Raw genomic sequence first — 26,116 nt, 5'->3', positions numbered from 1 at the left:
GCACCGGGGGGCACGGGGAGTGTTCCCGTTCCTTTAGGGGGCGGAGGGCGGGCTGCCTGGCCTGCACGCGGCAGGGGGCCGGCTCGCTGGGGGAAGCTTGCCGGGGGCCGGGGGGGTCCGCACTCCTCAAGAGACAAGGAGGCGTGAAGATGGCGGACAAGAGGCTCTGGATCCTGGTGGCCAACGCGAGTCGCGCCCGGCTCTTCGCCACGGATGCGAAGGCGGAGAAGTGGGACCTCATCGAGCAGTTCCAGCATGACGAGAGCCGGGCCAAGCCCATCGATTTGTACAACCAGCCGGACAACCCCAACGCGGGCACGCTGCACAAACCGGTGACGGAGGTCGAGCCGGACGCCCGCCGGCAGCTGGAGCACGAGCGCTTCGCGCGGGAGCTGTCCGCCCGCCTGGACCGGGGCGTGGACTCGCACCTGTTCGATCAGCTGGTCATCGCGGCGCCGCCGGGGTTCCTGGGGCTGCTCCGGGGGCTCCTGAGCACGCGCGTGAAGCAGCGGGTGCGGCTGGACCTGGACGCGGACTACTCCAACCTGCCCGCGCGGGACCTGCCTGACCGGGTGCCCGTGCTGTAGGCGGCCAGTCGTCCGGGGGGTTCAGGGCCCGGGTTCTGGTATAGGAACCCGGGTCCTCTTCTTCGCGCGGCGTGCCATGCCTTCTTTCAAACTGCCGGCCCTGACGCTGCGTGGGCGGCTGCTGCTGTACATGACCCTGGTGTCGTGCGTGCCGCTCCTGGCGCTGACCGGGTTGCAGGACCGGCTGATGCGCCAGCAGACGGAGGCGCAGCTGGACGCCTCGCTGCGCATGGAGGCGGAGGGCTTCAAGGACCTGCTGGAGTCCACCCTGGCGGAGCGCGAGGCGAGCGCCCACAGCTGGGCGGAGGACCCGGTCCTGCGCCAGGCGCTGCGCACGAAGGACGCCTCGGACAGCGACGCGATGCTGGCGCTCTTGCAGCGGCGCTATCTCACCCTCAACGGCATCGTGCTCTTCAGCGACGACGGCGCGGTGGTCTCCACCAGCAGGCCCGACCTGAAGGGGGCGTACGCGGGGCGCGCGCAAGCCGTGCGTCAGGCGGCGTGGTTCCGCCAGGCGCAGGCCGGCGCCACCACCGCCGAGGGCGTGGAGGTGGAGGACCCCATCTACGGCGTGCACGTGCTGCCCCTGGCGGTGCCGGTGATGGACGAGCGCGGCCAGCGGCTGGGCGTGCTGCTCGCGGCGTTCGACTGGGGCCAGGTGGGGGAGCTGGTGAAGCCCGCGCTCGCCCGGGCCCAGCACCGCGGCCACCCCTCCTTCTCCCTGGAGCTGCAGCGCGCGGACGGCCGGACGCTGTTCGACACGCGCAAGGGCGAGCACGACGACACGGGCCGCGTGGCCATGGTCGCGGTGAACGGCGCGGAGGTGCGCGACGTGGGGGACGGGTGGAGGTTCCTGGCCCAGCTGGACCCGGACGAGGCCTACGGGCCGCTCAACGGGATGCGCCGGCTGGTGCTGGGGCTGGCCGCCCTCCTCGTGGCGGCGGTGGGCCTGGGCTCGTGGGTGCTGGCGCGCGGCATCACCCGGCCGCTGCGCGCGCTCAGCGAGGTGGTCCGCCGCGTGGTGAAGGAAGGCGACCTCACGCAGGTGATGGAGGTCCAGGCGGGACGCGACGAGGTGGGCGAGCTCACCCAGGCCTTCGGGCAGATGATGAAGAACCTGCGCGAGACGGCCACCAGCCTCCAGGAGGGCACCCACGTCCTCAGCGAGACGGTGGCGGAGTTGAACCTCGCCTCCGAGGTCCAGGAGCGCAACGTGGCCCGGCAGGCCGCCGCGCTCCAGGAGACGCAGGTGACGGCGCAGGAGATCAAGCAGACGTCGCTCCTGGCCGCGGAGAAGGCGGAGACGGTGCTGGGCGTGGCGGCGCGCGCGGAGGAGGTGGGCCGCGCGGGCGAGGTCGCCATCCGCGACAGCCTGGGCGGCTTCCAGGGCCTGCACGAGCAGTCCGGCGAGATGGCCATGCGCATCGTGCAGCTCAACGAGCGCACGCAGCAGATTGGCGGCATCACCCAGACGGTGAAGGACCTGGCGGACCAGTCCAACATGCTCGCGCTCAACGCGGCCATCGAAGCGGTCCGCTCCGGTGAGCACGGCAAGGGCTTCAGCGTGGTGGCGCGCGAAATCCGCAACCTGGCGGATCAGTCCATCCAGGCCACGGAGAAGGTGCGCGACATCCTGGGGGACCTGGGCCACGCCATCATCTCCACGGCGAAGATGACCGAGCAGAGCCACTCCAGCGTCGCGGAGGGCCTGGAGCAGGTGCGCACCAGCGGCGAGCACCTGAAGGAGCTGGCCACCATCGTCCAGGACAACGCCGCGGCGGCGCGGCAGATCGCCGGGGCGGTGAACCAGCAGAACGCGGGCATCGCGCAGATTTTCAGCGCGGTGACGGACCTGTCCTCCATGATGACGGAGACGCAGACCAGCCTGAAGTCCACCACCGGCGCCGCGAAGCGGCTGCAGGAAGTCGCGGGCCAGATGGAGGGCGTCGCGCGGTCCTACCGCATCTGAGACTGGGAGCCCCCTCGTGTCCGCCGTCCCCGCCGTGAAGGCCGTGCTGCTGGACCTGGGCAACGTGCTGGTGTTCCACGACAACGCGCTGCTCTTCGCGAGGCTGGCGGCGCGGGCGGGGCTGGAGCCCCAGGAGGCCGCGCGGCGGCTCACCGGCGCGGGGTGGACGGCGGCGAACCGGGGCCTGCTGGACGCGGAGGGCATCCGCCAGGACGTGTGCGGCGCGCTCGGCGTGGACCTGCCCATGGCGGAGTTCGCGCCGCTGTGGAGCAGCCACTTCACGGTGCACGACGCGGTGCTGCCGCGCGTGGAGGGGCTCGTCGGGCGGGTGAAGCTGGTGCTGGTGTCCAACACCAACGCGCTGCACGTGGCCTACTTGAAGCCCCTGCTGCCCGTGCTCCAGCGCTTCGACGCGCGGGTGATGAGCTGCGAGGTGGGGCACGTGAAGCCGGAGCCGGCCATCTACCGGCTCGCGCTGGACAAGGCGGGCTGCGCGCCACAGGAGGCCGCCTTCTTCGACGACCTGCCGGAGTTCGTGGACGCGGCCCGGGCGCTGGGAATCCGCGGGCACCTCTTCACGGACGCGCCCACGTTCGACGCGCAGCTCAAGTCGCTGGGGCTGTGAGCCTCGAAGCGGGAGCAGAATCCATCCGCTCGCATGGATATTGACATGACAGCCGGCCATGTCGATACATCACGGTCTGGAATCCATCCGTTCGCATGGACTTTGGGAGTTCCCGGCACATGGCTCGACCTGAGACCTCCTGGCTTCAGCCCCTTGCGGAAGCGGTCCGGACCCAACGGACGAAGCTTGGGTTGACCCAGCAGGAGGTCAGCGTCCTGGCGGGATGTGGCCCCGTCTTCATCTACGACGTGGAGAGCGGCAGGAAGGCCACCCTGCGCCTGGACAAGCTCCTGGACGTCCTTCACGTGCTGGGACTTCAACTGTCACTCGAGCCAGGCCAGCACCGCCTGCGGGTGAGCCAGCCAACGTGATGATCCGCCCGACCGACATCGAGGTCGCGGAGGTGTGGCGTGAATCCACCCACGTCGGCTCCATTACCCGAACGGCTCACGGCTCCATCTTCGAGTACACGGCGGACTTCTTCGAACAACACGAGGCAAGGCCTGGTGGCATCGCGGTCCACCTTCCCTATTCGAGGCGCCGCACCGAGACCCTGGGCACCAATCTCCACACCTACTTCGCGGGACTCCTCCCCGAAGGACTTCGCCTGCGGGTCCTCCTTCAGAACGTCAAGACGTCGGAGGACGATCTGCTCAGCCTGCTGGTGGCGGCGGGGGCCGATACCGTTGGGGACCTTTCCGTCATTCCCCGAGGGGACTCCTTCCCTGAACCCGCCCCCCGAAGAGCGAAATGGAAGCCCGAGTCCGTTCTCTTCGCCGAACTCTTTGCCCAGAGCCTCCCACTCCTGGGGACAGCGAACACCGAGCCGACAATTCCAGGCGTCCAGGAGAAGCTCTCCGCGTCCACCATCTCCTTTCCGGTCTCGTCCTCGGGACAGCGCGACTACATCCTGAAGCTCAACCCGCGCGACAAGCCCGAGCTCGTGCGCAACGAATCCTTCTTCATGGGCATGGCGAAGGAGTGCGGCCTGCGCGTCGCCACCACGAGGCGCGTCCAGGACCGTGAGGGGAACGACGGGTTGCTCGTCGAGCGCTTTGATCGCGGGTGGATGAAGGTGGAGAAACGCCTGCGCCGCGTGCACCAGGAGGATGCCTGCCAGTTCCTGGATCGCTATACCAGCGACAAGTACCGCATCACGTGCGCGGCCATTGCCGAGGGCCTTCGCGAGAACTGCGCCGCGCCCGTTCCCGAGCTTGCGCGCTTCCTCCAGCTCCTCGCGTTCAGCTACCTGATTGGAAACGGGGACCTGCACGCGAAGAACGTGAGCATCCTGGCGGATGGCCCAGGAGGGGGCTTCCGTTTGTCACCCGCTTACGACCTGCTCACCACCCTGCCCTACGGCGATCACCGCATGGCCCTGAAGTTCGAGGGGCGCGACGACAACTTCCGGCGCGCCCACTTCATCGCTTTTGGCGAGCGCTACGGCGTGAATGCGAAAGCCGTCAGCGTCATGCTCGACAAGCTGTGCACCCACGCGGAGCCCTGGCTGGAGCGCCTGGAGGAGATTGGCTTCGACGCGCGCCGCACGGACTTCCTGCGGCGGACGATGCACAAGCGCCTGCGTGAACTCCGCGAGCCATAGGCCTGCTACCGGTAGCGCGCCAGGGGCGGCTCGGACCGGGCGGCCTCCGTCCACTTGAGCATCGCGGGCAGGCCCAGCACCGCGTCGCGGTACTCGGCGATCTCCGGACGGAACGGGACGCCGTAGGTGATGAAGCGGGTGATGACGGGTGCGTAGAACGCGTCCGCGATGCTGAAGGCGCCGAAGAGGAAGGGCCCGCCCTTTCCGTAGCGCTCGCGGCAGCCCGCCCACAGCCCCTGGATGCGCGCGATGTCCGCGTGCACGCCCGGCGCGTCCACGCCCGGCACCGTCTTGCGCGCGGTGATGTCCATGGGGAGGTTCGTGCGCAGCGCCGTGAAGCCCGAGTGCATCTCCGACGTCACCGAGCGCGCCATCGCGCGCGTCGCGCGGTCCTCCGGCCACAGCTTCGCTTCCGGGAAGGTCTCCGCCACGTACTCGCAGATGGACAGCGAATCCCACACCACGGTGTCGCCGTGCTTGAGCACCGGCACCCGGCCGCTGGGCGAGTGCATGGCGATGAGCGCCGCCGTCTCCGGCGTGTCCAGCGGCACCAGCACCTCGCGGAACGGCTGGCCGGTGTGGGCCAGGGCCAGGTAGGGGCGCAGCGACCACGATGAGAAGTTCTTGGAACCAACGACCAGGGTGAGCTCGGACATGGCGCGGCACCTTACCGCCGCGCGTCCGTTCGTCAGCCTCAACCGTCCGCGGGAGCGCGCTTACGGCCCAGCAGTGAACGCACGCGCGACAGCAGCGCACGCCCGTTCCGGGGCTCCGCCGGCGGATCGATGCGGAACACCGCCACCGGCAGCCGGATGTTCTTCAATTCGTTGCGGCCCAGCCGCACGGGCGGCGCCTTCAGCCGGCCCTCCAGCTGCGCGGCCAGCGTCTCGCTGACGTAGACGGTGCCCGGACGCGCCAGGGACTCGATGCGGGCCGCCAGGTTGACGCCCTCGCCGAACACGTCGCCGTCGCGGTGCACCACCATGCCCAGGTGCGCGCCGGCGCGGACGGACACGCGCTGCTCGGTGGGGACGGCGCGGTTGCGCGCATCCACGGCGGCGCGCCACTCCTGCGCGAACGACACCGCGGGCAGGCCGGATTCGAACTCCAGGAGGAAGCCACCCTCCTCCAGCCGCTTCACCTCGCGGCCACCGTGGCGCGCGAGCAACCCGCGCACCAGCTGACCGTGCTCCTCGTGCAGCGCCTGTTGTAGCGACTCATCCCGCCAGCGTTGACCTGCAGGGGCCTCCATGTCCGTGAACATGATGGCCGACATCGTCCGGGGCTCCGGGGCCTCCACCACCATCGTGCATCCTCCCTCCCCCCGGCGTGAGACAACCGAGATGCTACCGCACGACGGGCGCCGGCTCCCAACCACCCCGGGAAGGCGCCCGGACGGCGACGTTCCGGGGAACGCAACCGTGCGAAGACAGAGGCGGACTGAAGTTCCGCACTCCCACGGTAGTGCCTTCCTGACGCGGCGCACCAAGTACCCACGAGGTTCTGGGTCGCGGCTGTCCGGCACCCGACGCGTCGCGGTGGCAGACGTCCAGTGCGCGTCAGGTGATGGGTGCGCGCCCCGTCCGCGGCGGCCACGGAGGGCCCGCGGGCCATGATCCACTCAGACGAGAAGGTCCGGCAGATGGCGCGTTCGCTGCTGCCGTCGAAGAACCGGGAGGCCGCGCGCTCCGCGAAGGCGCGCATCCACCGCTCGGCCCGCCAGGAGGCCCGTCAGGAGCTGGCGGTGTGGATGAAGGCCGGAGACATGGAGCACGACCTGCCCTCCTTCGCGCCGTGGGAGCGCAAGGAGATCAGCAGGGAGGTGCGGTGGCGGCGCGACGGCGACAAGGTGATGCCGTTCATTCGCTGGGCCACCGCTCGCACGCGCGAGATGCGCCGGGAGGATCGCCTGAGCCATGTGCGCAGCCTGCTGCCCAGGGGCGTCATTGGCGAGCACGCGCTGGGCCACGTGGAGTACACGACCGCGTTCGAGGACCCCATCGAGAAGGCGTGGCGCAATCACTACTGGCTGCTCAGGCAGGCGCGGCGCAAGGGGGCACTGTTGGATCGAGGTGAGCAGGCGCGGCTTCTGCGCGCGCTCCTCCAGGAGCCCGACGGCCACCGCACCTTCAACCGCTTCCTGCGCGAACGCCACACCTGGGCATCGTCACCGCGCACCGCGGCGTCGCGCCCCTGTGGAGGCATTCCGCCGCACCGGCCGCTCATGGGCCTGCATGACGTGCTTCCCTTCCTGGACACCCTGACGAGGCCTCCCTGGGGCAACGTCGTCCGCAACTGGGGACATCAGGAACCGCCAGCGCACTGGGTGCGCCTGTTCCTCCAGCGCTTCAAGGCGCACCGGGGCCACATCCCCTCCGTGCGCGCCGCGCTGGAGGCGGAAGGACTGCTGAGCAGCGACCTCTCGGCGTTCCACACCGGAAGAGCCGCGGCGGCCCGGCTCCGAAAGCCCCCGGACCGCTGAATCCTCCCGAACCTGTCCGACTGTCGGACAGGTTCGGGATCGCGTCGACGCCTCAGCGGGCCGGAGCCGCGGACGCCGCCTGCGCGCCCTTCAGCTCGTTGACCACGCGGGTGGCGCCGTAGACGTGCTCCAGCGCGGCGAGGATGCCGTCGCCGTGCACCGCCACCGCGCGGTTCGTCTCCGGCACGTAGAGGTAGCGGCCCCCCAGCGACGGCAGGTTGCCGTCGAAGATGAGCCCCACCACCTGCCCGTCGCGGTTCACCACCGGCGAGCCGGAGTTCCCGCCGATGATGTCGTTGGTCGTCGCCATGTCCAGCGGCGTCGCGTCCGGCACCTCCCCCTTCGCCTTCACCCACGGCGCCGGCAGCTTGAAGGGCTCCTTGCCCGTGTCGCGCCCGTACGCGCCGCCGAACGTGGTCAGCGCGGGCACGGCCTTGCCGTTGTCGTCCCAGCCCTTCACCTGTCCATAGTTGAGCCGCAGCGTGAAGGTCGCGTCCGGCGCGCCCGCGGTGCCGTTCACCAGCAGGTACGCCTTCGCCAGCCGCTCTCCGTTGCGCTTGAGCACCGCCTCCACCGTGTCCTCGTAGCGCTTGCGCGACGCGCGCGTCTCCGCGTCCACCTTGCGCGCCAGGACGATCATCGGATCCTTCGACGCGTCCACCGCCGCCTTGCCGCCCTCCAGCAGCGCCTGGCGCACCTTCACGTCGCCCAGCTTGGAGCCACGCACCAGCGCCTTCGCCAGGTCCGCCGGGGCCTCCTTCTCCAGCACCCGCCGCACGAACGCGTCGTCCGCGCCCAGCGTCTCGCGCAGCTTGTTGAAGCCGAACGTCAGCGTCAGCGTCTCCAGCTCCGCCGGGATGGGCGCTTCACGCAGCAGCCGCTGCTTCAGCGCCGGGAGCTGGCCGTCGGTGTACTCGCGCAGGCGCTCCCCGTTGGGCTTGGGCAGCTCGTCCGCCGCGCGCACCAGCGCCTGGGCGTAGGAGAACAGATCCGAGCGGAACGCGTCCCCCGCGCCCTTCATGCGGTAGTCGCTCATCATCCGGCGCCACGCATCCAGCGCCTGCGACGTCTCCTCCCACATGCCCTGCGTCAGGGCCCTGGCCTGGGGGTTCGCTTCGATGCGCTTCTTCAGCTCCGCCTCCTCCTGCCGCTTGCGCGCGAGGACCGCGGGGTCCGCCAGCGTCTCCTGCCGGCCCTTCAGCGCCTTGAGCCCGTTCTCCACGCCGCGCAGGCTGGAGCGCGCCACGCGGTAGCGCTCCGGCGACGCGCTGGTGAACTCGCGCAGCGCGCCGCGCATCTCCGAAAGCTGGAGCAGCGTCTGGGGCAGCGCCACGTCGCGCTGGAACTCCAGCTCCGCCACCGTGCTCTTGCGCTCCGTGCCGCCCGGGTGGCCGGAGACGAAGACGAGGTCGCCCTCCTTCGCGCCCTCCTTCGCCCACGGCAGGTAGTCCGGGCTCTTGGCCGGCGCGTCGTCCTGCCACACGCGCATGAAGGCCACGTCGTAGCCGTAGCGCGGGAAGTTGAAGTTGTCCGCGTCGCCGCCGAAGGCGGCCATGGAGAACTCCGGCGCGAAGACGAGCCGCACGTCCTGGAAGCGGCGGTACTTGTAGAGCTGGTACTTGCCGCCGTTGTAGAGCGTCACCACGTCGCAGCGCACGTCCGCGCCGGTGGTGCACGCGGCCTCCACCGCGGCCATCTCCTTCTTGAGCGCGGTGTTGAAGGCCGCGCCGGACTGGCCCTTCGTCGCCGTGTTCATCCGCTCGGTGACGTCCGTCATCTCCACCAGCTGGTTGGCTTCAATCTTGGGACAGCGCCGCTCCTCCTTCGCCGTCTTCGCCTGGAAGCCCTTCGCCAGCAGGTCGTCCTTCGCGGTCGTCAGCTCCTCGATGCAGCTGCGCACACAGTGGTGGTTCGTCATCACCAGGCCGTCCGGCGACACGAAGCTCGCGGAGCAGCCGCCCGCGAGCCGCACGGAGCCCAGGCGCACCTTGTCCAGCCAGGCCTGGTCCGGCTCGAAGCCGTAGGCCTTCTTCACCTGGGCGGCGGGAAAGGCGTCGTAGGTCCACATGCCCTCTTCCGCCGCGGCGGGGAGGGACGACAGCAGGCCAAGCGCGAGCAGTCTGCGGTACACGGGGAGTCTTCCTTCGTGGGAGGGGAAACGGGCAGCCGGTTTTGTCAATGCGGCCGGGCGCGCGTCAACCGCTTGGGACGCCGGGTATTCCAAGCCCATCCCGGGAGCGTGGGCTATGCTCGCGGGCCCATGTCCGTGAAGCACCACGTGTACCTCGTCCCCGGGTTTTTCGGGTTCACCAACCTGGGCGAGCTCCTCTACTTCGGCCACGCGTACGAGTTCCTGAAGCAGGACCTCGCCCGCCGGGGAGTCGACGCGGAGGTGGTGACGATCATCTCCCACCCCACGGCCTCCATCCGCCAGCGCACCGCGGACCTGCTCAAGGTCGTGAGCGAGACGGCCTCCGGGGACGACGGCCCCATCCACCTGGTGGGCCACTCCACCGGCGGCCTGGATGCCCGGCTGTTCGTCTCCCCCGGCGCGCAGGTGTCGGAGTCCCTGGAACTGGAGCCCTTCGCGCGCCGCGTGCGCTCGGTGGTGACGCTGTCCGCGCCCCACGCGGGCACCCCGCTGGCCACGTTCTTCCTGGGCCTCTTCGGCCAGCAGCTCCTGAAGCTCCTGTCGCTGTTCACCATGTACGTGCTGCGCTTTGGCCGGCTGCCCCTGAGCGTGGTGTTCCGCTTCGGGCACCTGATGGCGCGGGCGGACAACCAGCTGGGGTGGAAGGCGACGCTGCTGGATCAGCTCTTCGACCAGCTGCTGGGGGACTTCTCCAGCGAGCGGCGCGACGCGGTGACGAAGTTCCTGTGGGACGTGGGCCGTGACACGTCGCTCATCCCGCAGCTCACGCCGGAGGGCATCGACCTGTTCAACGGCGGCACGCATGACCGGCCCGGCGTGCGCTACGGCTCCGTGGTGACGCAGGCCCGGCCCCCTTCCCTGCGCACGCGGCTGGCCGCCGGTCTGGACCCGTACGCGCAGCTCACGCACACCATCTACGCGTTCGTGTACGGCCAGACGCAGCGGATGCCGCTCACGCAGCTGCCCCTGCACACGCCCGCGCAGACGGCGGCGCTGGTGCAGGCCTACGGCGCCATGCCCGGCCCCACCGCGTGTGACGGCATCGTGCCCACGCGCTCGCAGGTGTACGGCCGCGTGCTGGCGGCGGTGCGCGCGGACCACCTGGATGCCATTGGCCACTTCGACCAGCCGGCGCACCAGCCCCCGCACGTGGACTGGCTCATCTCCGGCTCCGGCTTCCGCCGCCCCCAGTTCGAGGCGATGTGGAAGACCATTGGCGACTTCCTCCTGGAGGAAGAGCCGCCGCGGTAGCCAGCCTCGCCCGCCGCACCACCCCTGGAGCTGCCCCTGAAGACCCTTCGTCTGTGGTCCGCCTGTCTCGCGCTCACCGCCTGCGCCAGCACGAACACCGCTTCGAGCCCCTCCTCCGCCGAAGCCCCGGCCAGTGTGAAGCTCTACGCCATCGACTGCGGCCACGTGCAGCTCGGTGATGCCAGCATGATGGCGGACGACGGTTCGTTGAAGGGCGTGTCCAACGAGGGCATCGTCCCGTGCTACCTGATCCGCCATCCCAAGGGCGACCTGCTCTGGGACAGCGGCCTCTCCGAAAGCATCGCGGACCTGCCGGGGGGCCTGCGTCCGCAGGGCCAGCCCGTGCGCTTCGAGTTGAAGAAGAAGCTCACCGCGTCGCTGGGCGAGCTGGGACTGGCGCCGGCCGACATCGAGCTCGTGTCGTTCTCCCACCTGCACTTCGACCACGCGGGCAACGCCAACCTGTTCGCGGGCTCGACGTGGATCGTGGATGCGGAGGAACGCGACGCGGCCTTCTCCGAGCAGGCCGTGCAGCGCGGTGAGGTCCCCCACTACAGCGCGCTGGAGCACGCGAAGACCGTGCGCATCGAAGGCGACGCCCCCTACGACGTGTTTGGCGACGGCGCCGTCACCATCCACCAGGCCCCCGGGCACACGCCCGGCCATACCGTGCTGCTGGTGAAGACGGCGAAGTCCGGCGCCGTCCTGCTCACGGGTGACTTGTGGCCGCTGCCCCAGTCGCGCGAGCGGCAGCTGGTGCCCGTGTACAACTTCAACCGCGAGCAGACGCTGGAGTCCATGAAGCGCGTGGAGGCGCTGGCCAGGGACTCCAACGCCCGCGTCATCCGCGAGCACGTGCCCGAGGACTTCGCCGCGCTGCCCGCGTTCCCCACGCCGCTGGAGTAGGCCCTATCCGCGCTTGAAGACGGCCAGGAAGCACGATTCGGCGACGCACTGGCCGTCGGTGCCCAAGAGGCGCACCGGAATCTACGCCTCCGCCTTGTCCCCCGTCGCGCGCAGCTCCGACGCGACCTTCTGGAGCAGCTCCTCCGGGGACGACGGCCCCATCCACCTGGTGGGCCACTCCACCGGCGGCCTGGATGCCCGGCTGTTCGTCTCCCCCGGCGCGCAGGTGTCGGAGTCCCTGGAGCTGGAGCCCTTCGCGCGCCGCGTGCGCTCGGTGGTGACGCTGTCCGCGCCCCACGCGGGCACCCCGCTGGCCACGTTCTTCCTGGGCCTCTTCGGCCAGCAGCTCCTGAAGCTCCTGTCGCTGTTCACCATGTACGTGCTGCGCTTTGGCCGGCTGCCCCTGAGCGTGGTGTTCCGCTTCGGGCACCTGATGGCGCGGGCGGACAACCAGCTGGGGTGGAAGGCGACGCTGCTGGATCAGCTCTTCGACCAGCTGCTGGGGGACTTCTCCAGCGAGCGGCGCGACGCGGTGACGAAGTTCCTGTGGGACGTGGGCCGTGACACGTCGCTCATCCCGCAGCTCACGCCGGAGGGCATCGACCTGTTCAACGGCGGCACGCATGACCGGCCCGGCGTGCGCTACGGCTCCGTGGTGACGCAGGCCCGGCCCCCTTCCCTGCGCACGCGGCTGGCCGCCGGCCTGGACCCGTACGCGCAGCTCACGCACACCATCTACGCGTTCGTGTACGGCCAGACGCAGCGGATGCCGCTCACGCAGCTGCCCCTGCACACGCCCGCGCAGACGGCGGCGCTGGTGCAGGCCTACGGCGCCATGCCCGGCCCCACCGCGTGCGACGGCATCGTGCCCACGCGCTCGCAGGTGTACGGCCGCGTGCTGGCCGCGGTGCGCGCGGACCACCTGGATGCCATTGGCCACTTCGACCAGCCGGCGCACCAGCCCCCGCACGTGGACTGGCTCATCTCCGGCTCCGGCTTCCGCCGCCCCCAGTTCGAGGCGATGTGGAAGACCATTGGCGACTTCCTCCTGGAGACTTCCAAAGCAATAGCCAACGACCTACGCAATCAACCTAAACGTAACGGCGTCATCAGACGGATGCCTAAACATCAGCGTGCTCTTCTCTGCAAATTCCCGCAGCTTCTCCACAATCTCACGAGCTTGGCCTTCTCGACCTGCCGGGACCCGGATAGCCTTCTCAAGAGCATGCCAGAAGCCGCCTCCCTGCCTTCTCACCGATTCATCGAGGAGCGCACTCATCAGCCACAAATCACCAACACTTCCAGCTAGAAACAGCATCAAAACAGCGAGTGCCGACGCCTCACAGTCCCAGTCCCAATTAAGTATAGCCGTAACCAATCTGGCGCCAGTCCCATCCTCGCCACCGCGCTGCACAAGAGCCTCCGCGTAGTTAAACCACGCAAAGCTGCACAGTGCATCCACAGGCAAGACTTTACTCAAAAGTTCTTCCTGCTGCTCATTCGGCCGCCTATACGCCTCTTGCGCCATACGCAACGCGACTCCTTTGCGCCGAAATTGCCGACCGAATCTCTCGGCGAAAAATCCAGCCATCCACCTCTTCAACACAAACTCTGCGATTGGGCGCTCCTCATCCTTCAATGCCGCATCGAATACACGTCGCGCTTCTGGGTAATCTCCCAACGCGAGCAAGACATCAGCCAAGAGAGCGCCAATCCTTCGCCCCTCGGCAGTTCCTTCGCCAGCAAGAGCAACTGCTACTTCGTAATAAACACGAGACAGCCGATGATGCCCTGAGACAAACAAGCTCCCTGCTGTCTCTGACCACCAATACTCTCTCCTGTAGTAGTCCGGATCTGACTGAGCGGCCGCAAGATAGGTGACAAAGGCCTCCCTGCAACAACCGGAGCACCTCAGACTATTAGCCAATCCATATAGAATGGTCGCCTTTCTCCTCTCCTCAACGACCAACCCTAAGGCTCTCTTAAGCAATCCCCTGTACGTCTGCCGGACGTACTCAGTACCTTTTGCCGCCACGGCAACAGCAAGAGTGACAGCAGCATCGACATGCCCTTTCTCGATTAGAAATTCCGCCAATTCCACCCCCTCATAGGAGCGTCGCGCCTTGGCAAACAACGTGGAGATCTGCGGCTGCATCAAAACCAGCAACGGTTCGGAGAAGACTCCGCTCTCTTCAAGAACAATGCTGCGGAGCAGTTCCAGCGCAAGATCTCTCAGCCCCGCAGCCGAAAGCATCAAACACAAATAAACTCGAACGAACGCAATAAAAGCTGGCTCAGAGAGGTCATTTCGCACGGAACCAAGCTCAATTCGTCCGGATGACCGAAGGCGTCTCCATATCAAACAGCGCTCTTCGACCCCAACGGCAAGCTCCACTTCCGCATCACGCTCCACAAATCTAAGTTTCCCACTGCGATCTTTTTTCGCAGCCCATGAGGCTAAATCAGCAGTGGCTCTACGAGACTCATCGGTCGTTGCTCCTCCGTTCACGACAATCTGTATTGTAACTGGCCCTAGGACAGCCGTTTCCCCAACCCGCTCACGATAAAACTGCCTCACCTCAGACGAAACTGTCTTTTGACTCTCAAGACTCAGAAAATGCGACAACCTCACGGCAACACTGTCCTGCATGTGCCATTTGCCTACTCCCTCGGCGTCCAAGCCGGCCCAGACGGCATGAACCCAATCATAAAACAGCCTTCGACTCTTGGCATCATACGCCACCAACATGACTGGGATTGTCAAATCCAGATAGTGTCGCAAGCGCTCGGTCTTGAACCGATAACCAGCGACCTCACCATCAACATCGAGTGAGTCAGAACCTTTCAACTGGACGAAGAAAAATAAATTTGTCGCCTTATTATCCTCGAAAATCTGCACCTGCAAATCGATCCCATAATCACTCTCCTGAGACCTAACCACCCACTCAGCGGGAGTGGCATTCTCAAATGCCCGCCTAGACTCCTCTTCAATCACATGCTGCCTGCTTCTGGTTGGCATCAACACTCCCAAGTTTTAGCGCTTAGCACCACACCTAAACACAAACACCGCGCTAGCTACCCGCGCTTGAAGACGGCCAGGAAGCGTGACTCCGCGACGCACTGGCCGTCGGTGCCCAGCAGGCGCACCGGAATCCACGCCTCCGCCTTGTCCCCCGTCGCGCGCAGCTCCGACGCGAGCTTCGCGAGCAGCTCCTCCGGGGGCTCGCACACCGCGCTCACCGCCGTCTTCGCCTTCGCGTGGAAGGCGACCTCCATGCGGTTGACCAGCATCTTGTATTGGCTTGGCGGGAAGCGGCGGAAGAGCATCACGCCCATCGTCAACTCCATCACCGTCACCTGGGCGCCCAGGTACACGCTGCCCACGTGGTTCTTCGTCTTGCGGTCCAGCGGCACCGTGGCCTTCACGCGCGCGTCCGTCACCTCGTCGATGCGGTAGCCCATGGCCGCCGCCAGGGGGACGATGTTCTTCACCGCGAGCGTCGTCAGCGCGTTCGCCGCGCCCGGTGACACCCGCCGCACCTTCTCCACCAGCTCCAACGCGAACATCCGGTCCTCCACCCTTCCCGTCTGACTTCCGGCGCGCATCCTATCCACCCGCTGCGTCCGGCGTAGAGTCCGCGGCCCTATGGACGCAAGCGTGGACGTGCTCGTCATCGGCGCGGGCGTCGCGGGACTCACCGCGGCCCGGGACATCGCTCGCACCGGCGCCACCGTCGCCGTGCTGGAGGCGCGCGACCGGGTGGGCGGCCGCACCCTCACGCGCGACGTGGGCGGCGGCCTCGTGGACCTGGGCGGCCAGTGGGTGGGCCCCCGGCAGCGCCACGTGCTCAAGCTCGCGGACAGCCTGGGCCTCCAGCGCTTCCCCCAGCACCACCACGGCACCAAGGTGCTGGAGGTGCGCGGCGAGCGCCGCACGTACCAGGGCAAGGTCCCGTCCCTGCCCCTCCTGTCCCTGCTGGATTTGCAGCGCATCGTCTGGAAGCTGGATGGCCTGGCGAAGCGCGTCCCCCGGGAGCAGCCCTCCGCCGCGCCGAAGGCCGCCGAGTGGGACGCCCTCACCGTGGAGCAGTGGAAGCAGCGCCACGTGCCCACCTGGGGCGCCCGCGCCGCGCTGGACATCGCCACGCGCGCGGTGTTCGCGGCGGAGCCCTCCGAGCTGTCCTTCCTGCACTTCCTCTCCTACGTGCACTCCAACGGCGGCCTCATGCCGCTGACGGAAGTCGAAGGCGGCGCCCAGGCGGAGCGCTTCGTGGACGGCGCGCAATCCCTCTCACGGCGGCTGGCGGAGGCGCTGCCCCCGGAGCGCGTCCTCCTCTCCGCGCCCGTGAAGGCCCTGCTCCAGGAGGGTCGCGGCGTCACCGCCACCACCGAGGATGGCCGGACCTTCCGCGCGCGCTACGCGGTGGTGGCCACGCCGCCCGCGCTCGCGGAGCGCATCGACTTTGGCGCGGACCTCCCCGCGGGCCGCCGCCGCGCGCACGCGGACATCCCCATGGGCAGCGTCATCAAGGTCGTGGCCACCTACGCCACGCCCTTCTGGCGCGAAGCAGGCCTGTCCGGCGAGGCCTTCAGCGACGTGGGCCCGGTGCGCCTGTGCTACGACGACTGCGGCCCCCAGGGGCACCACCCCGCCCTCGTGGGCTTCTTCCTGGGCGACACCGCCCGCGCGTGGACGGGCCGCCCCGCCGAGGACCTCCACCGCGTGGCCCTGGCGGACTTCGCCCGCTTCTTCGGCCCCCAGGCCCTCACGCCCGTGGCCATCACGGCGCTGGACTGGAAGCAGGAGGCGTTCAGCACCGGCTGCTACGTGGGCCTGCCCCGCCCCGGCGCCCTCACCGCCATCGGCGACGCGCTCCGGGCCCCCTTCGGCCGCGTGCACTGGGCGGGCACCGAGACGGCCATCGAGGGGTGCGGCTACCTGGACGGCGCGGTGGAGTCCGGCGAGCGCGCCGCCACGGAGGTCGCCGCCCGGCTGACCGCCCCTGACGCAAGCTGAGCGCACGCGGCGGCCCGGCCGCCTGCCCTCCGAGCCAGCCGTGCAGCCAGGCGGCATGTGCCGCGCCGTGGCCAACGGCCCCCTGCATCCCCACCCTGTGGGAAGCGCCGAGACGTCATGCCGACGGCCTGCCGCGCGCAAACCACTTACGAGGGAGCAGGACCATGTACACGACCAGCCACGTGAACCTTCCCCAGGACGCGCGCGAAGGGCTCATCGACATGCTCAACACGCTGCTCGCCAACGCCATCGACCTGCACTGGCAGGTGAAGCAGGCGCACTGGAACATCCGGGGCACGCACTTCTACAGCCGCCACCTGCTCTTCGACGAAGTGGCCAAGCATGCGCGCAAGCACGCGGACTCCTACGCCGAGCGCGCGGGCGCGCTGGGCGGCTACGCCCAGGGCACCATCCGCCTGGCCACCAACAACAGCGAGCTGCCCGAGTACGACCTGCAGGCCGTGGACGGCGAGGCCCACATCCGCGCGCTCGTCGAGCGCGTGGGCCGCTACGCCGCCAGCCTCCGCGACGGCATCACCAAGTCCGAGGACGCGAACGACCCCGTCACCGCGGACATCCTCACCCAGACCCTGGGAGAGACGGAGGAGGACCTCTGGTTCCTGGAGAGCCACCTCAACGGCGACGCGCGCGCCGGGATGACGATGCCCACCAAGGGCGGCAGCCGCCGGGGCCGCGCCGCCGAGGACATCAGCCAGGTCACCACCTGACGCAAGCCAAGACACACTCCCCTTCCCCGGGCAGGTTCTCCTGCGCGGGGAAGGCTGGGAGCGTATAGAACGCGTCCCCGGATTCCAGGAGGACGCGTCGCATGGCAGAGCTTCCCGAAGACCGTCTGGACGGCAAGGTGTGCCTCATCACCGGGGCCACCGGTGGCATTGGCCAGGAGACGGCGAAGGCGCTGGCGCGGCGGGGAGCCACGCTGGTGCTGTCCGGCAGGGATGAGGCCCGCACGGCGGCCACGGTCGCCGCGGTGCGAGCGGCCGCCCCCGGTGCGCAGGTGGAGTCGCTGCTCGCGGACCTGTCCTCCCTCCAGTCCGTGCGCGACCTGGCCCAGGCGTTCAAGGCCCGCCACTCGCGGCTGGACGTGCTCCTCAACAACGCGGGCCTCATCATCGACCGGCGCCAGGTGACGGTGGACGGCTACGAGGCCACGTTCGCCACGAACCACCTGTCCCACTTCCTGCTCACGCACCTGTTGCGCGACCTGCTGGTGGCCAGCGGACAGGCGCGCATCATCAACGTGTCCTCCGAAGGCCACCGCTTCGCGAGCAGGGACTTCCTGGACGACCCGCAGACGGCGAACCGCCGCTACGACGGCATCCGCGTCTACGGCAACGCCAAGCTCTCCAACATCCTCTTCTCGCGCGGGCTGACGAAGCGGCTGGCCGGCACGCAGGTGACGGCGAACGCGCTGCACCCCGGCGCGGTGGCCACGGGCTTCGGCCACAACAGCCAGGGCTTCTTCAAGCACCTCATCAAGCTGGCCTCGCCCTTCATGCTCTCCCCGGAGAAGGGCGCGAGGACGTCCATCTACCTGGCGTCGTCGCCGGAGGTGGCGGGCGTCAGCGGCGAGTACTTCATCAAATGCCGCAAGGCGAAGCCGTCGTCCGCCGCCCGGGATGACGTGCTCGCGGAGCGGCTCTGGCAGGTGAGCGAACAGCTCACGGGAGTGAAGGCATGATCGACCTGTACACGTTCAAGACCCCCAACGGCCGCAAGGTCTCCATCGCCCTGGAGGAGCTGGGCATCCCGTACAAGACGCACGCGGTGGACATCTCCAAGGGGGACCAGTTCAAGCCCGAGTTCCTGGCCATCAATCCCAACAACAAGATTCCGGCCATCGTGGACCACGACGCGCCGGGAGGCCGTCCCCTGGCCCTCTTCGAGTCCGGCGCCATCCTGCTGTACCTGGCGGAGAAGACGGGCTCGCTGATGCCCACCGACCCGCGCGGCAAGGCGGAGGTGACGCAGTGGCTGATGTTCCAGATGAGCGGCCTGGGGCCCATCCTGGGCCAGCTCAACCACTTCGGGCGCTTCGCCTCCACCAAGGTCCCGTATGCCATTGACCGCTTCCAGACGGAGGCCAAGCGCATCCTGGGCGTGGTGGACCGGCAGCTGGCGTCGCGGGACTACCTGGCCACCACGTACTCCATCGCGGACATCGCCACGTACCCGTGGCTGAAGGGCTCGCGGGACTTCTTCCCGGACCTCTTCAACGACACGCACAACATCACCCAGTACCTGCACCGCGTGGGCAGCCGCCCCGCGGTCCAGCGGGGCATGCAGATCCCCTGACGGTTGTTCTTCCAGACCATGGCCTCGCTCGAACAGCTCGTCTTCGACAACACCTACGCCCGCCTGCCCCCCGGGTTCGCCGCCCGGGTGGCCCCCGCGCCCTTCCCGGACGCGCGCGTCGTGAGCGTGAACCCGGCGGCCCTGCGGCTCTTGGGGCTGGACGCGGAAGAGGCCGCGCGCCCGGAGTTCGCGCGCGTGTTCGGCGGGGCCACGCCGCTGCCCGGCATGGAGCCCCTGGCCATGGTCTACGCGGGACACCAGTTCGGCGTGTACGTGCCGCGCCTGGGAGACGGCCGCGCGCTGCTCCTGGGCGAGGTGCGCGCTCCGGACGGCGGCAAGTGGGACCTGCACCTGAAGGGGGGCGGCCCCACGCCCTTCTCACGCGGCGGTGACGGCCGCGCGGTGCTGCGCTCCACCGTGCGCGAGTACCTGGCCGGAGAAGCCCTGCACGCGCTGGGCATCCCCACCACCCGCGCCCTGTGCATCCTGGGCAGCCAGCAGCCGGTGTACCGCGAGGAGGTGGAGACCGGCGCCATGCTGGTGCGCCTGGCCCCGTCGCACGTGCGCTTCGGCACCTTCGAGTACTTCCACCACACCGAGCAGCCGGGCCACGTGGCCACGCTCGCGGACCACGTCATCGCCGGGCACTTCCCCCAGCTCGTGGGCCAGGAGGGCCGCTACGCGCGCTTCTACGCGGAGGTGGTGGAGCGCACCGCGCAGCTCGTGGCGCGGTGGCAGGCGGTGGGCTTCGCGCACGGCGTGATGAACACCGACAACATGTCCATCCTGGGGCTCACGCTGGACTACGGCCCCTATGGGTTCCTGGACGACTTCGACCCCGGCTTCATCTGCAACCACTCCGACCACCAGGGCCGCTACGCGTTCGACCAGCAGCCGCGCGTCGCGCTGTGGAACCTGGCGTGTCTGGGTGAGGCGCTGCTCACGCTCATCTCCGAGGACGAGGCGCGCGCCACGCTGACGCTCTTCCAGCCCACCTTCGCCCGCCACTTCCTCTCGCGCATGCGGGAGAAGCTGGGCCTGATGGAAGCGCGCGACGAGGACCGCGAGCTCGTGCAGGACCTGTTCGGGCTGATGGCCGGCTCGCACGTGGACTACACGCGCTTCTTCCGCGCGCTGAACCGGTTCGACTCCAGTCCTGACGCGCGCAACGACGCCCTGCGCGACCACTTCCTCCCGCCGGAGGGCTTCGACGCGTGGGCCGTGCGCTACCGGGAGCGGCTGGCGGCGGAAGGGAGCGTGGACGGCGAGCGCCAGGCGAGCCTGGACCGCGTGAATCCCAAGTACGTCCTGCGCAACTGGGTGGCGCAGCAGGCCATCGCCCGCGCGCAGGAGGGGGACTTCGCGGAGGTGGACCGCGTGCTCGCGCTGGTGTCCGCGCCCTTCGACGAACACCCCGGCCAGGAGGCCTACGCGGAGGCCCCGCCCACGTGGGGACGGCACCTCGTGGTGAGCTGCAGCTCCTGATGCACGGGCACAACGGGTCACCGGACAGGGGGGCAGGCGGGCAAGCGGACCCGGACGGGAATCCCCGGCGCGGGGTGCCTAGCTTGGAGGCCATGATTGAACCTCTCGCTCCCCCCCGCATCGTGTTCCGGGCCCTGGGTCCCGGCCTCTACGGCGCCGTCGCGCTCACGCTGGTGCACGAGAGCGCCCGGCGCGTGTTGAAGCACCCGCCGCGCATGGACGTGCTGGGCATGCGCTCCCTGGAGAGGGGCATCCGCTTCTTCGGCGGCGAGCCCGCGAAGGGGCGCCGGCTGCACCGCCAGACGCTGGCGGGAGACCTCCTGTCCAACGGCCTCTTCTTCTCGCTGGTGGCGCTGGGGCGCCCGAAGCGCCCGTACCTGCGCGGCGCGATGCTGGGCCTGCTCGCCGGCCTGGGCGCGGTGGTGCTGCCCCCGAAGCTGGGCCTGGGCCGGGCGCCCTCGCAGGCGCGTCCGTCCACGTCGCTGCTCACCGTGGCCTGGTACACGCTGGGAGGCCTGGCCGCGGCGCGCGCCACGCGGAAGCTGATGGCGCGCCGTCAGCCGGAGCTGCCCCTGGGCCGGCCCCTGCATTAGCGGCCGGTGACTGGAATGCGTTGCACGCGGTGGATTACAAATCCCCGCGATGCATCCCATCGACATCCCTGCCGGGGAGCTGAACGAGTTCGACCTGCCACCCATCTGCATCGTCACGGGTGAGCGGCAGGGCGTGGTCTTCAAGCCGGTGCATTTCTCCTGGTATCCGCGCTGGATTGGCTTTCTCGCGATCCTCAACCTGCTCATCGCCATCATCGTCGCGTCCGTGATGACGAAGCGGGTGAAGGGCACCCTGCCCTTCACGGAGGAGGCCTGGAGCCGGTGGAGGCGTGGACAGGTCCTCATGGCCGTGTCGGTGGTGGTCGCCATCGCGCTGCTCATCCTGTCGTTCTCCCTGCTGGCGTCCGACGCGCCGGAGTGGCAGGGCCTGGTCGCGATGGCGTCGAGCGTGGCCCTCCCCGTGCTCGCCTGGGTGTTCTTCCTGCGCAACCGGGGGCCCCAGGTGCGGCGCATCGACAAGGACACCCTCTCGATCGCCATCCCCAACGGCCTCGCCGCGCATGCCTTCACGAGCCACTTCCTGACCGGGCTGCACGCCCCGGCAGGGGATGAAGCGGCGGGCCTGGACGCGAACGACGCTCCGGCTCGCGCCGTCTGCGCGAGGCACGAAGGCATCGTCGCGAACCATGCGTGTCTCCGCTGCGGCACGTTCATGTGCCCGCGGTGTGAGCGCCGCAGCCGCCGGGAGGCGACGCCGATGTGCCCGGGCTGCTGGGAGCTGCGGATCCGCTCCATCGAGAAGCCCCCGGCCTCCGTCTTCACGGCGCCGAACGTGGGCCTGCAGTTGGCGCTCGTGTCGCTCCTCCCCTTCTGCTTCATCCTCCAGCCCGTGTCACTGGTGCTCAACGTCGTGAACCTGGTGAAGGCCCGGCGCGAGGGCGGATCCCGGGCCGACCAGCGCAAGGCCATTGCCAGCCTCATCCTCACCGGGCTGGGCACGGTCCTGACCGTCGCGCTGTACGGCCTGGGCTCCAGGCCCTGACGGCCGGACGCGCCTCCAGGGTTGGCGAGTGAAAGCCCGGGCGGAAAGGCACTTGCCGGAGGCGGAAGGGCGACCCCAGCCTGAGGGTCCATGGCCACCGACTTCACCCGCCTGCCGCTGCGCGGCGAACAGGATGCGTTGCACGTCGTCGTCGAATCGCCCCGCGGTTCGACGGTGAAGCTCAAATACGACCCGAAGCTCCAGGCCTTCACGCTGTCCCGGCCGCTCACGCGAGGCTTCCGCTACCCGTTCGACTGGGGCTTCATCCCCAGCACGAAGGGCCCGGACGGGGACCCGCTGGACGCGCTGGTGTACTGGGACGTGCCCACCTGGCCCGGCGTGGTGCTGCCCTGCCGGGCGCTGGGCGTGCTCCAGGTGGACCAGAAGAAGAAGAACGGGAAGGAGGGCGAGCGCGAGCGCAATGACCGCCTGCTGCTCGTGCCGGTGAACGCCATCCGTTCGGACCACCTCAATTCCTATCAAGACCTGTCCCAGCGCGAGCGCCAGGAGCTGGAGCACTTCTTCCTCGCGGTGGTGCACTTCGCGGACAAGGACGCGCGCATCCTCGGCTGGGCGGGCCCGGACGCCGCGGAGCGCATGGTCCAGCAGTACGCCCTGAAGGAGGACTGACACGCCATGCCCCCTCCCACTCCCATCCGGGGCCTGGGCCCCGACACCGCGCTGGGCGACGCCGCACGCCGCATCCTCGCCGGCCGGCTCGCCGACGTGCGCCATCCGGAAAGCCAGCTGGACGGAGAGCTGGGCGAGGACGGCGTGCACGACATGCGCGTGGCCACCCGCCGCCTGCGCGCCGCGCTCCAGGTGTTCCAGGCCACCGGCAAGCTCTCCCGGCTGGAGGCGGACGTGAAGCGCCTCCAGGACGCGCTGGGCGACGTGAGGGACCTGCACGTCCAGGACAAGTGGCTGGACGCCGCCGCGAAGGACTCGAAGGACGCGGGCAAGGCCCTGACCGACCTGCGCGAGTCCCACCTGTCCGGCCTGAAGGACAAGGAGAAGACGCTGCGCAAGGAGCTGGAGCGCTGGACGGAGCGCACCGTGCCGCGGCTCTTGAAGAAGCTGGACACGCTGGAGGACGCCCACCGCTTCGCCGGCAAGCGCGTGCGCAGCCACCTGCGCCAGCGCCTGCGCCGCGTGGAGAAGCGCCTGGAGCGCTACGCGGACGCGCCCGACGCCACGTCCGCGCACGCCCTGCGCAAGGACCTGAAGAAGCTGCGCTATGAGCTGGAGATCTTCCAGCCCGCCTTCCGCCGCACCGTGGGCGCGCTGCTGGAGGTCCTGGTGCCCCTGCAGGACGGACTGGGAGAGCTGCACGACGCGGACGTGCGCCTGGAGCTGTTCGAGCGCGCCGCCGCGGAGGCCCCGCCCGGCCAGCGCAAGGTGGCGCGCAAGCTGCTACCCCAGGCCCGGGACGAGCGCGCGGAGCGGTCCGCCGAGATTGCCCGCGAGGTGCAGCGCTGGCACGCGGAGGCCATTCCCAAGCGTCTGCGCAAGGCATTGACCTGACGCACCCGGGGCCCCTTCTCCTGTCAGGCCGCTCTGGTAGACCCTCGGGGCTGTCTCCACCCGAGGAGTCTGCCCTTGCACCTGAATCGCTTCCCGCTCCTGGCCCTCGTGGCCGGGAGCGCCGTGTGTGTCATTGCCCCGTCCCCTTCCGCCCACGCGCAGGGCACGCCCACGGCGGTCTACCTTCCGCCCCAGCTCACCAGCGCCACGCAGTCCGCGGCCACCGTCCATCCGGGTGAGACGTCGTGGCTGCGGCTCCAGGCCACGGACCCCCAGGGCAGCCCGCTCACCTTCTCCTGGGGCGCCAGCGCGGGCACGACCGGCAAGCCGGTGTCGGACGCGAACTCCAGCACCCTGGCGTGGACCGCGCCGCAGTGCCTGACGAACGGCCCGCCCCAGGTGACGGGCGCCGTGATCAACGCGTACGGGCTGGCCACGCAGGCGCTGTTCGACTTCGGCTTCACGCAGTCCCTGGACTTCGACTACCAGCCGGACTTCACGGCGTCGGGGTTCGATGAGCTCACCAACATGATGCTCACGAACGAGGGGACGCTGCGCCTGAACCCCCACGTGGGACAGCTGTCCAGCGAGCGCATCATGTTCCCCAGCGAGCAGCACCTGACGGTCACGTTCGTCCACGAGTCCGCAGGCGCCAGCCACTCGCTGGGCTACATGTACTACGACGACCTCGTGGCGCGCGGCTACGTGAACCCCGCGGATGACACGCTGGTGGATGCCAATGGCAACGGCATCGCGGACCTGCACGAGGACCTCTACAACCTGGCCCCCGCCACCGGCGCCCAGGCCCGCCCGTACGTCGGGACGACCCGGCGCTGTGCGAACCGGCCCTTCACCTCGCAGGGCATCACCTACAGCCAGCCTGACCTGGCGCTCAACGCCACCTGCGCGTCCGCCTTCGTCCGCCAGACCCTCCCGGACGCCCGGCCCGGCGCGCACCCGTTCATCGCCGTGGACGTCGTCGGCACCGCGCCCACGGCGAGCACCGCGCCCAACAGCAGCGCCTGGTCGGACCTGGGACTCCATCCGCGCATCCCCAACCTGCTGGAGCCCGCCCACGCGATGAACAACCAGCGCGGCCTGGGGCACCTGCTGTTCCTCCTGGCGGACGACGACGACGACCGGGCGACCTTCAGCCAGCTGGGCACCGTCGCGGACATCGACGACTTCACGGATGGCATCCCCGACTACGACGTCTCCCGGTACGACGCCCACGGTCTGCCGCGCACCGTCAACCCGGATCCGGGCATCACGCCCCATGACCGCACCGTGGACCTGGGAACCCTCCCGGCGGGCAGGGAGCTCGTCTTCTTCCTGGTGACCCAGTTCCAGGCGGTCCACGACGTGGACCAGAAGTGGGTCTACCCGTGTCTGCGCAAGGCGGCCAACGGCCAGTGCATGCTGCACCTGAGGACGCCCATCAACGTCTTCTTCTCCAAGTCGAAGTGGAACCTGGACCAGGACCCCGTGGGCACGGCGCCCACCGCGCAGCGGAACATCGGCTGTGCCTACGACGACATGTGCGACCCGGATTATCCCCAGGGCTCCCCGACGGCCTGCACCGTGGCCAACTCCACGCAGCGGCTGTGCGGGTGGCTGGACTCGGAGGTCCTCATGCGCCTGCGGGAGCCCACGTACGGCAACCTCTTCCTGCCCAAGACCGCCGCCTCGGTCTCCGCGTCGGGCAATGGCAACATGCCGCACCTGATGATGAACACCCCGCCGGCCACCTCGGGCCAGTGGCTGATGGGCTTCGAGGACCTTCCCGGCGGCGCCGACCGCGACTTCAATGACGTCGTCTTCCTGCTGCGCGGCACGGCGCAGTCGGAGGGCCGCGTGCGCTCGCGCGTGCTCAGCCAGGACGACGCGAGCTGCCGGATGGCCCAGGTGTCCTTCAACAAGTTCGACGTCCTGCCGGCCAGCTGCGACGCCCAGGCCGCCATCACCTATTCGCTGGCCACCGACTGCAACGTGTGCGGCGCGGGCACCTGCTTCCCCAACCCCACGCCCACCTGGCACCCCCTGACGCTGCCCCGGGGCTCGGCCAGCACCGTCGTGGACGTCTCCGGCACGCCCGGCCAGCAGCTCTGCTGGAAGGCCCAGGTGACGCAGGGGGCGAACCCCACCTGCCTGCCCGAAATCCGCTCCGTGGACGTGGGCTACCTCTCGGAGCCCGTCACGCCCTAACGGGCTGAGGAGCGGCTCCCCGATGCGTTGTTCGACCGCTGCGCCGCGTTCGCCGCGGCCTGGATGACGGCGCCCGACGCCGCGGCGGTGCCCGACACCGCCGCGTTCGTTCCCGCCTCCGGCTTCGGCTCACACACGCAGCCGGAGGAGTTCATGATGATGACCACCGCGCTCAGCTTCATGCCGATCTGCTCGCAGAGCTGGCCGCACTCCTGGGCCCGCTCCCTGGGCAGCGGGAGCTGTGTCGGGCTCGCCGTCGTCAGACAGGCCGAGAGCGGAACCACCAGGGACAGCGCCAGGAACAGGGGCATGCGGGTCGTCTTCATGGCCAGAGCCTGACACACCCCGCCAGAACCGTCTTCCTGGCAAATTCTGATAGACCTTCGGAGCCGTCTCCA

Annotated in this window: 24 protein-coding genes and 1 pseudogene; 19 read left to right on the top strand and 6 right to left on the bottom strand. The window is 69.2% G+C overall.

Annotated elements, in window-relative coordinates:
• The first annotated feature begins 149 nt into the window (after positions 1-149).
• From NR792_RS31125 to NR792_RS31105, 5 genes are all read left to right on the top strand, one after another.
• Positions 150-587, top strand: coding sequence for a host attachment protein (locus NR792_RS31125; protein WP_375756336.1), 438 nt, complete (start codon positions 150-152; stop codon positions 585-587).
• A 76-nt stretch (positions 588-663) separates the two neighbouring features.
• Positions 664-2,556 carry a methyl-accepting chemotaxis protein gene (locus tag NR792_RS31120; RefSeq protein WP_375756335.1) on the top strand — a complete coding sequence of 631 codons (1,893 nt, stop codon included), beginning with the start codon at positions 664-666 and terminating at the stop codon, positions 2,554-2,556.
• Positions 2,557-2,572: 16 nt separating this feature from the next.
• The gene (locus NR792_RS31115) at positions 2,573-3,181 is read left to right on the top strand and encodes an HAD family hydrolase (RefSeq protein ID WP_375756334.1); all 609 of its coding nucleotides are present in this window, start codon (positions 2,573-2,575) and stop codon (positions 3,179-3,181) included.
• Positions 3,182-3,276: 95 nt separating this feature from the next.
• Positions 3,277-3,552 carry a helix-turn-helix domain-containing protein gene (locus tag NR792_RS31110; RefSeq protein ID WP_375756333.1) on the top strand — a complete coding sequence of 92 codons (276 nt, stop codon included), beginning with the start codon at positions 3,277-3,279 and terminating at the stop codon, positions 3,550-3,552.
• Positions 3,552-4,784, top strand: a complete 1,233-nt coding sequence (locus tag NR792_RS31105; RefSeq protein WP_375756332.1) for a type II toxin-antitoxin system HipA family toxin — start codon at positions 3,552-3,554, stop codon at positions 4,782-4,784. Before NR792_RS31110 ends, NR792_RS31105 begins: the two co-directional genes overlap by 1 nt.
• Before the next feature lie 5 nt (positions 4,785-4,789).
• Here the strand turns inward: NR792_RS31105 and NR792_RS31100 are convergent, their stop codons facing one another.
• On the bottom strand, positions 4,790-5,440 hold the full coding sequence (locus NR792_RS31100) for a glutathione S-transferase family protein (protein WP_375756331.1): 651 nt from the start codon (positions 5,438-5,440) through the stop codon (positions 4,790-4,792).
• A 38-nt stretch (positions 5,441-5,478) separates the two neighbouring features.
• Positions 5,479-6,090: an adenylate/guanylate cyclase domain-containing protein gene (locus NR792_RS31095; protein ID WP_375756330.1), complete on the bottom strand. Its 612-nt coding sequence runs from the start codon at positions 6,088-6,090 to the stop codon at positions 5,479-5,481.
• A gap of 306 nt (positions 6,091-6,396) precedes the next feature.
• On the opposite strand from NR792_RS31095, the gene NR792_RS31090 reads away from it, so the two are divergent.
• A complete protein-coding gene (locus tag NR792_RS31090) occupies positions 6,397-7,266 on the top strand; it encodes a hypothetical protein (RefSeq protein WP_375756329.1) in 870 nt (289 codons plus the stop codon).
• Between the two features lie 52 nt (positions 7,267-7,318).
• On the opposite strand, the gene NR792_RS31085 is transcribed toward NR792_RS31090, so the two are convergent.
• Positions 7,319-9,397 (bottom strand): S46 family peptidase, encoded by a 2,079-nt coding sequence (locus NR792_RS31085; protein WP_375756328.1) that lies wholly within the window; start codon positions 9,395-9,397, stop codon positions 7,319-7,321.
• A 129-nt stretch (positions 9,398-9,526) separates the two neighbouring features.
• On the opposite strand from NR792_RS31085, the gene NR792_RS31080 reads away from it, so the two are divergent.
• The 3 genes and pseudogenes from NR792_RS31080 to NR792_RS31070 form a co-directional block, all read left to right on the top strand.
• Positions 9,527-10,669 (top strand): esterase/lipase family protein, encoded by a 1,143-nt coding sequence (locus NR792_RS31080; RefSeq protein WP_375756327.1) that lies wholly within the window; start codon positions 9,527-9,529, stop codon positions 10,667-10,669.
• Between the two features lie 135 nt (positions 10,670-10,804).
• Positions 10,805-11,575 carry an N-acyl homoserine lactonase family protein gene (locus tag NR792_RS31075; protein WP_375756326.1) on the top strand — a complete coding sequence of 257 codons (771 nt, stop codon included), beginning with the start codon at positions 10,805-10,807 and terminating at the stop codon, positions 11,573-11,575.
• Between the two features lie 136 nt (positions 11,576-11,711).
• Positions 11,712-12,629 (top strand): annotated as a pseudogene (locus NR792_RS31070) (esterase/lipase family protein); the annotation flags it as partial.
• 24 nt (positions 12,630-12,653) lie between these two features.
• Here NR792_RS31070 and NR792_RS31065 read toward each other — a convergent pair.
• Both NR792_RS31065 and NR792_RS31060 read right to left on the bottom strand, forming a co-directional pair.
• Complete coding sequence (locus NR792_RS31065; protein WP_375756325.1) at positions 12,654-14,570, bottom strand: DUF4365 domain-containing protein; 1,917 nt, start codon at positions 14,568-14,570, stop codon at positions 12,654-12,656.
• 80 nt (positions 14,571-14,650) lie between these two features.
• Complete coding sequence (locus NR792_RS31060; RefSeq protein WP_375756324.1) at positions 14,651-15,142, bottom strand: DUF4442 domain-containing protein; 492 nt, start codon at positions 15,140-15,142, stop codon at positions 14,651-14,653.
• Between the two features lie 79 nt (positions 15,143-15,221).
• Here NR792_RS31060 and NR792_RS31055 point away from each other — a divergent pair, with 79 nt between their 5' ends.
• The 10 genes from NR792_RS31055 to NR792_RS31010 all read left to right on the top strand — a co-directional run bounded on the left by NR792_RS31055 (position 15,222) and on the right by NR792_RS31010 (position 25,718).
• On the top strand, positions 15,222-16,592 hold the full coding sequence (locus NR792_RS31055) for a flavin monoamine oxidase family protein (RefSeq protein ID WP_375756323.1): 1,371 nt from the start codon (positions 15,222-15,224) through the stop codon (positions 16,590-16,592).
• A gap of 164 nt (positions 16,593-16,756) precedes the next feature.
• Positions 16,757-17,320 (top strand): DNA starvation/stationary phase protection protein Dps, encoded by a 564-nt coding sequence (gene dps, locus NR792_RS31050; protein WP_375756322.1) that lies wholly within the window; start codon positions 16,757-16,759, stop codon positions 17,318-17,320.
• Between the two features lie 101 nt (positions 17,321-17,421).
• On the top strand, positions 17,422-18,294 hold the full coding sequence (locus NR792_RS31045; RefSeq protein ID WP_375756321.1) for an SDR family oxidoreductase: 873 nt from the start codon (positions 17,422-17,424) through the stop codon (positions 18,292-18,294).
• A complete protein-coding gene (locus NR792_RS31040; RefSeq protein WP_375756320.1) occupies positions 18,291-18,908 on the top strand; it encodes a glutathione S-transferase N-terminal domain-containing protein in 618 nt (205 codons plus the stop codon). The genes NR792_RS31045 and NR792_RS31040 overlap by 4 nt, the downstream gene beginning before the upstream one ends.
• Positions 18,909-18,926: 18 nt before the next feature.
• Positions 18,927-20,393, top strand: coding sequence for a YdiU family protein (locus NR792_RS31035; protein ID WP_375756319.1), 1,467 nt, complete (start codon positions 18,927-18,929; stop codon positions 20,391-20,393).
• 92 nt (positions 20,394-20,485) lie between these two features.
• Positions 20,486-20,986, top strand: coding sequence for a hypothetical protein (locus NR792_RS31030; RefSeq protein WP_375756318.1), 501 nt, complete (start codon positions 20,486-20,488; stop codon positions 20,984-20,986).
• A gap of 49 nt (positions 20,987-21,035) precedes the next feature.
• On the top strand, positions 21,036-21,989 hold the full coding sequence (locus NR792_RS31025; RefSeq protein WP_375756317.1) for a hypothetical protein: 954 nt from the start codon (positions 21,036-21,038) through the stop codon (positions 21,987-21,989).
• Between the two features lie 90 nt (positions 21,990-22,079).
• Complete coding sequence (locus NR792_RS31020) at positions 22,080-22,619, top strand: inorganic diphosphatase (protein WP_375756316.1); 540 nt, start codon at positions 22,080-22,082, stop codon at positions 22,617-22,619.
• A 6-nt stretch (positions 22,620-22,625) separates the two neighbouring features.
• Positions 22,626-23,513, top strand: coding sequence for a CHAD domain-containing protein (locus tag NR792_RS31015; protein WP_375756315.1), 888 nt, complete (start codon positions 22,626-22,628; stop codon positions 23,511-23,513).
• Between the two features lie 75 nt (positions 23,514-23,588).
• The gene (locus NR792_RS31010) at positions 23,589-25,718 is read left to right on the top strand and encodes a DUF4114 domain-containing protein (protein WP_375756314.1); all 2,130 of its coding nucleotides are present in this window, start codon (positions 23,589-23,591) and stop codon (positions 25,716-25,718) included.
• Here the strand turns inward: NR792_RS31010 and NR792_RS31005 are convergent.
• On the bottom strand, positions 25,715-26,044 hold the full coding sequence (locus tag NR792_RS31005) for a hypothetical protein (protein ID WP_375756313.1): 330 nt from the start codon (positions 26,042-26,044) through the stop codon (positions 25,715-25,717). The two genes, NR792_RS31010 and NR792_RS31005, sit on opposite strands and share 4 nt — an antisense overlap.
• Between the last annotated feature and the right edge of the window lie 72 nt (positions 26,045-26,116).

The organism is Corallococcus exercitus, from assembly GCF_042231735.1.
Classification (GTDB): domain Bacteria; phylum Myxococcota; class Myxococcia; order Myxococcales; family Myxococcaceae; genus Corallococcus; species Corallococcus exercitus_B.
The sequence above is the reverse complement of the archived record's forward strand: the minus strand, read 5'-3'. Positions and strand labels throughout refer to the sequence as shown.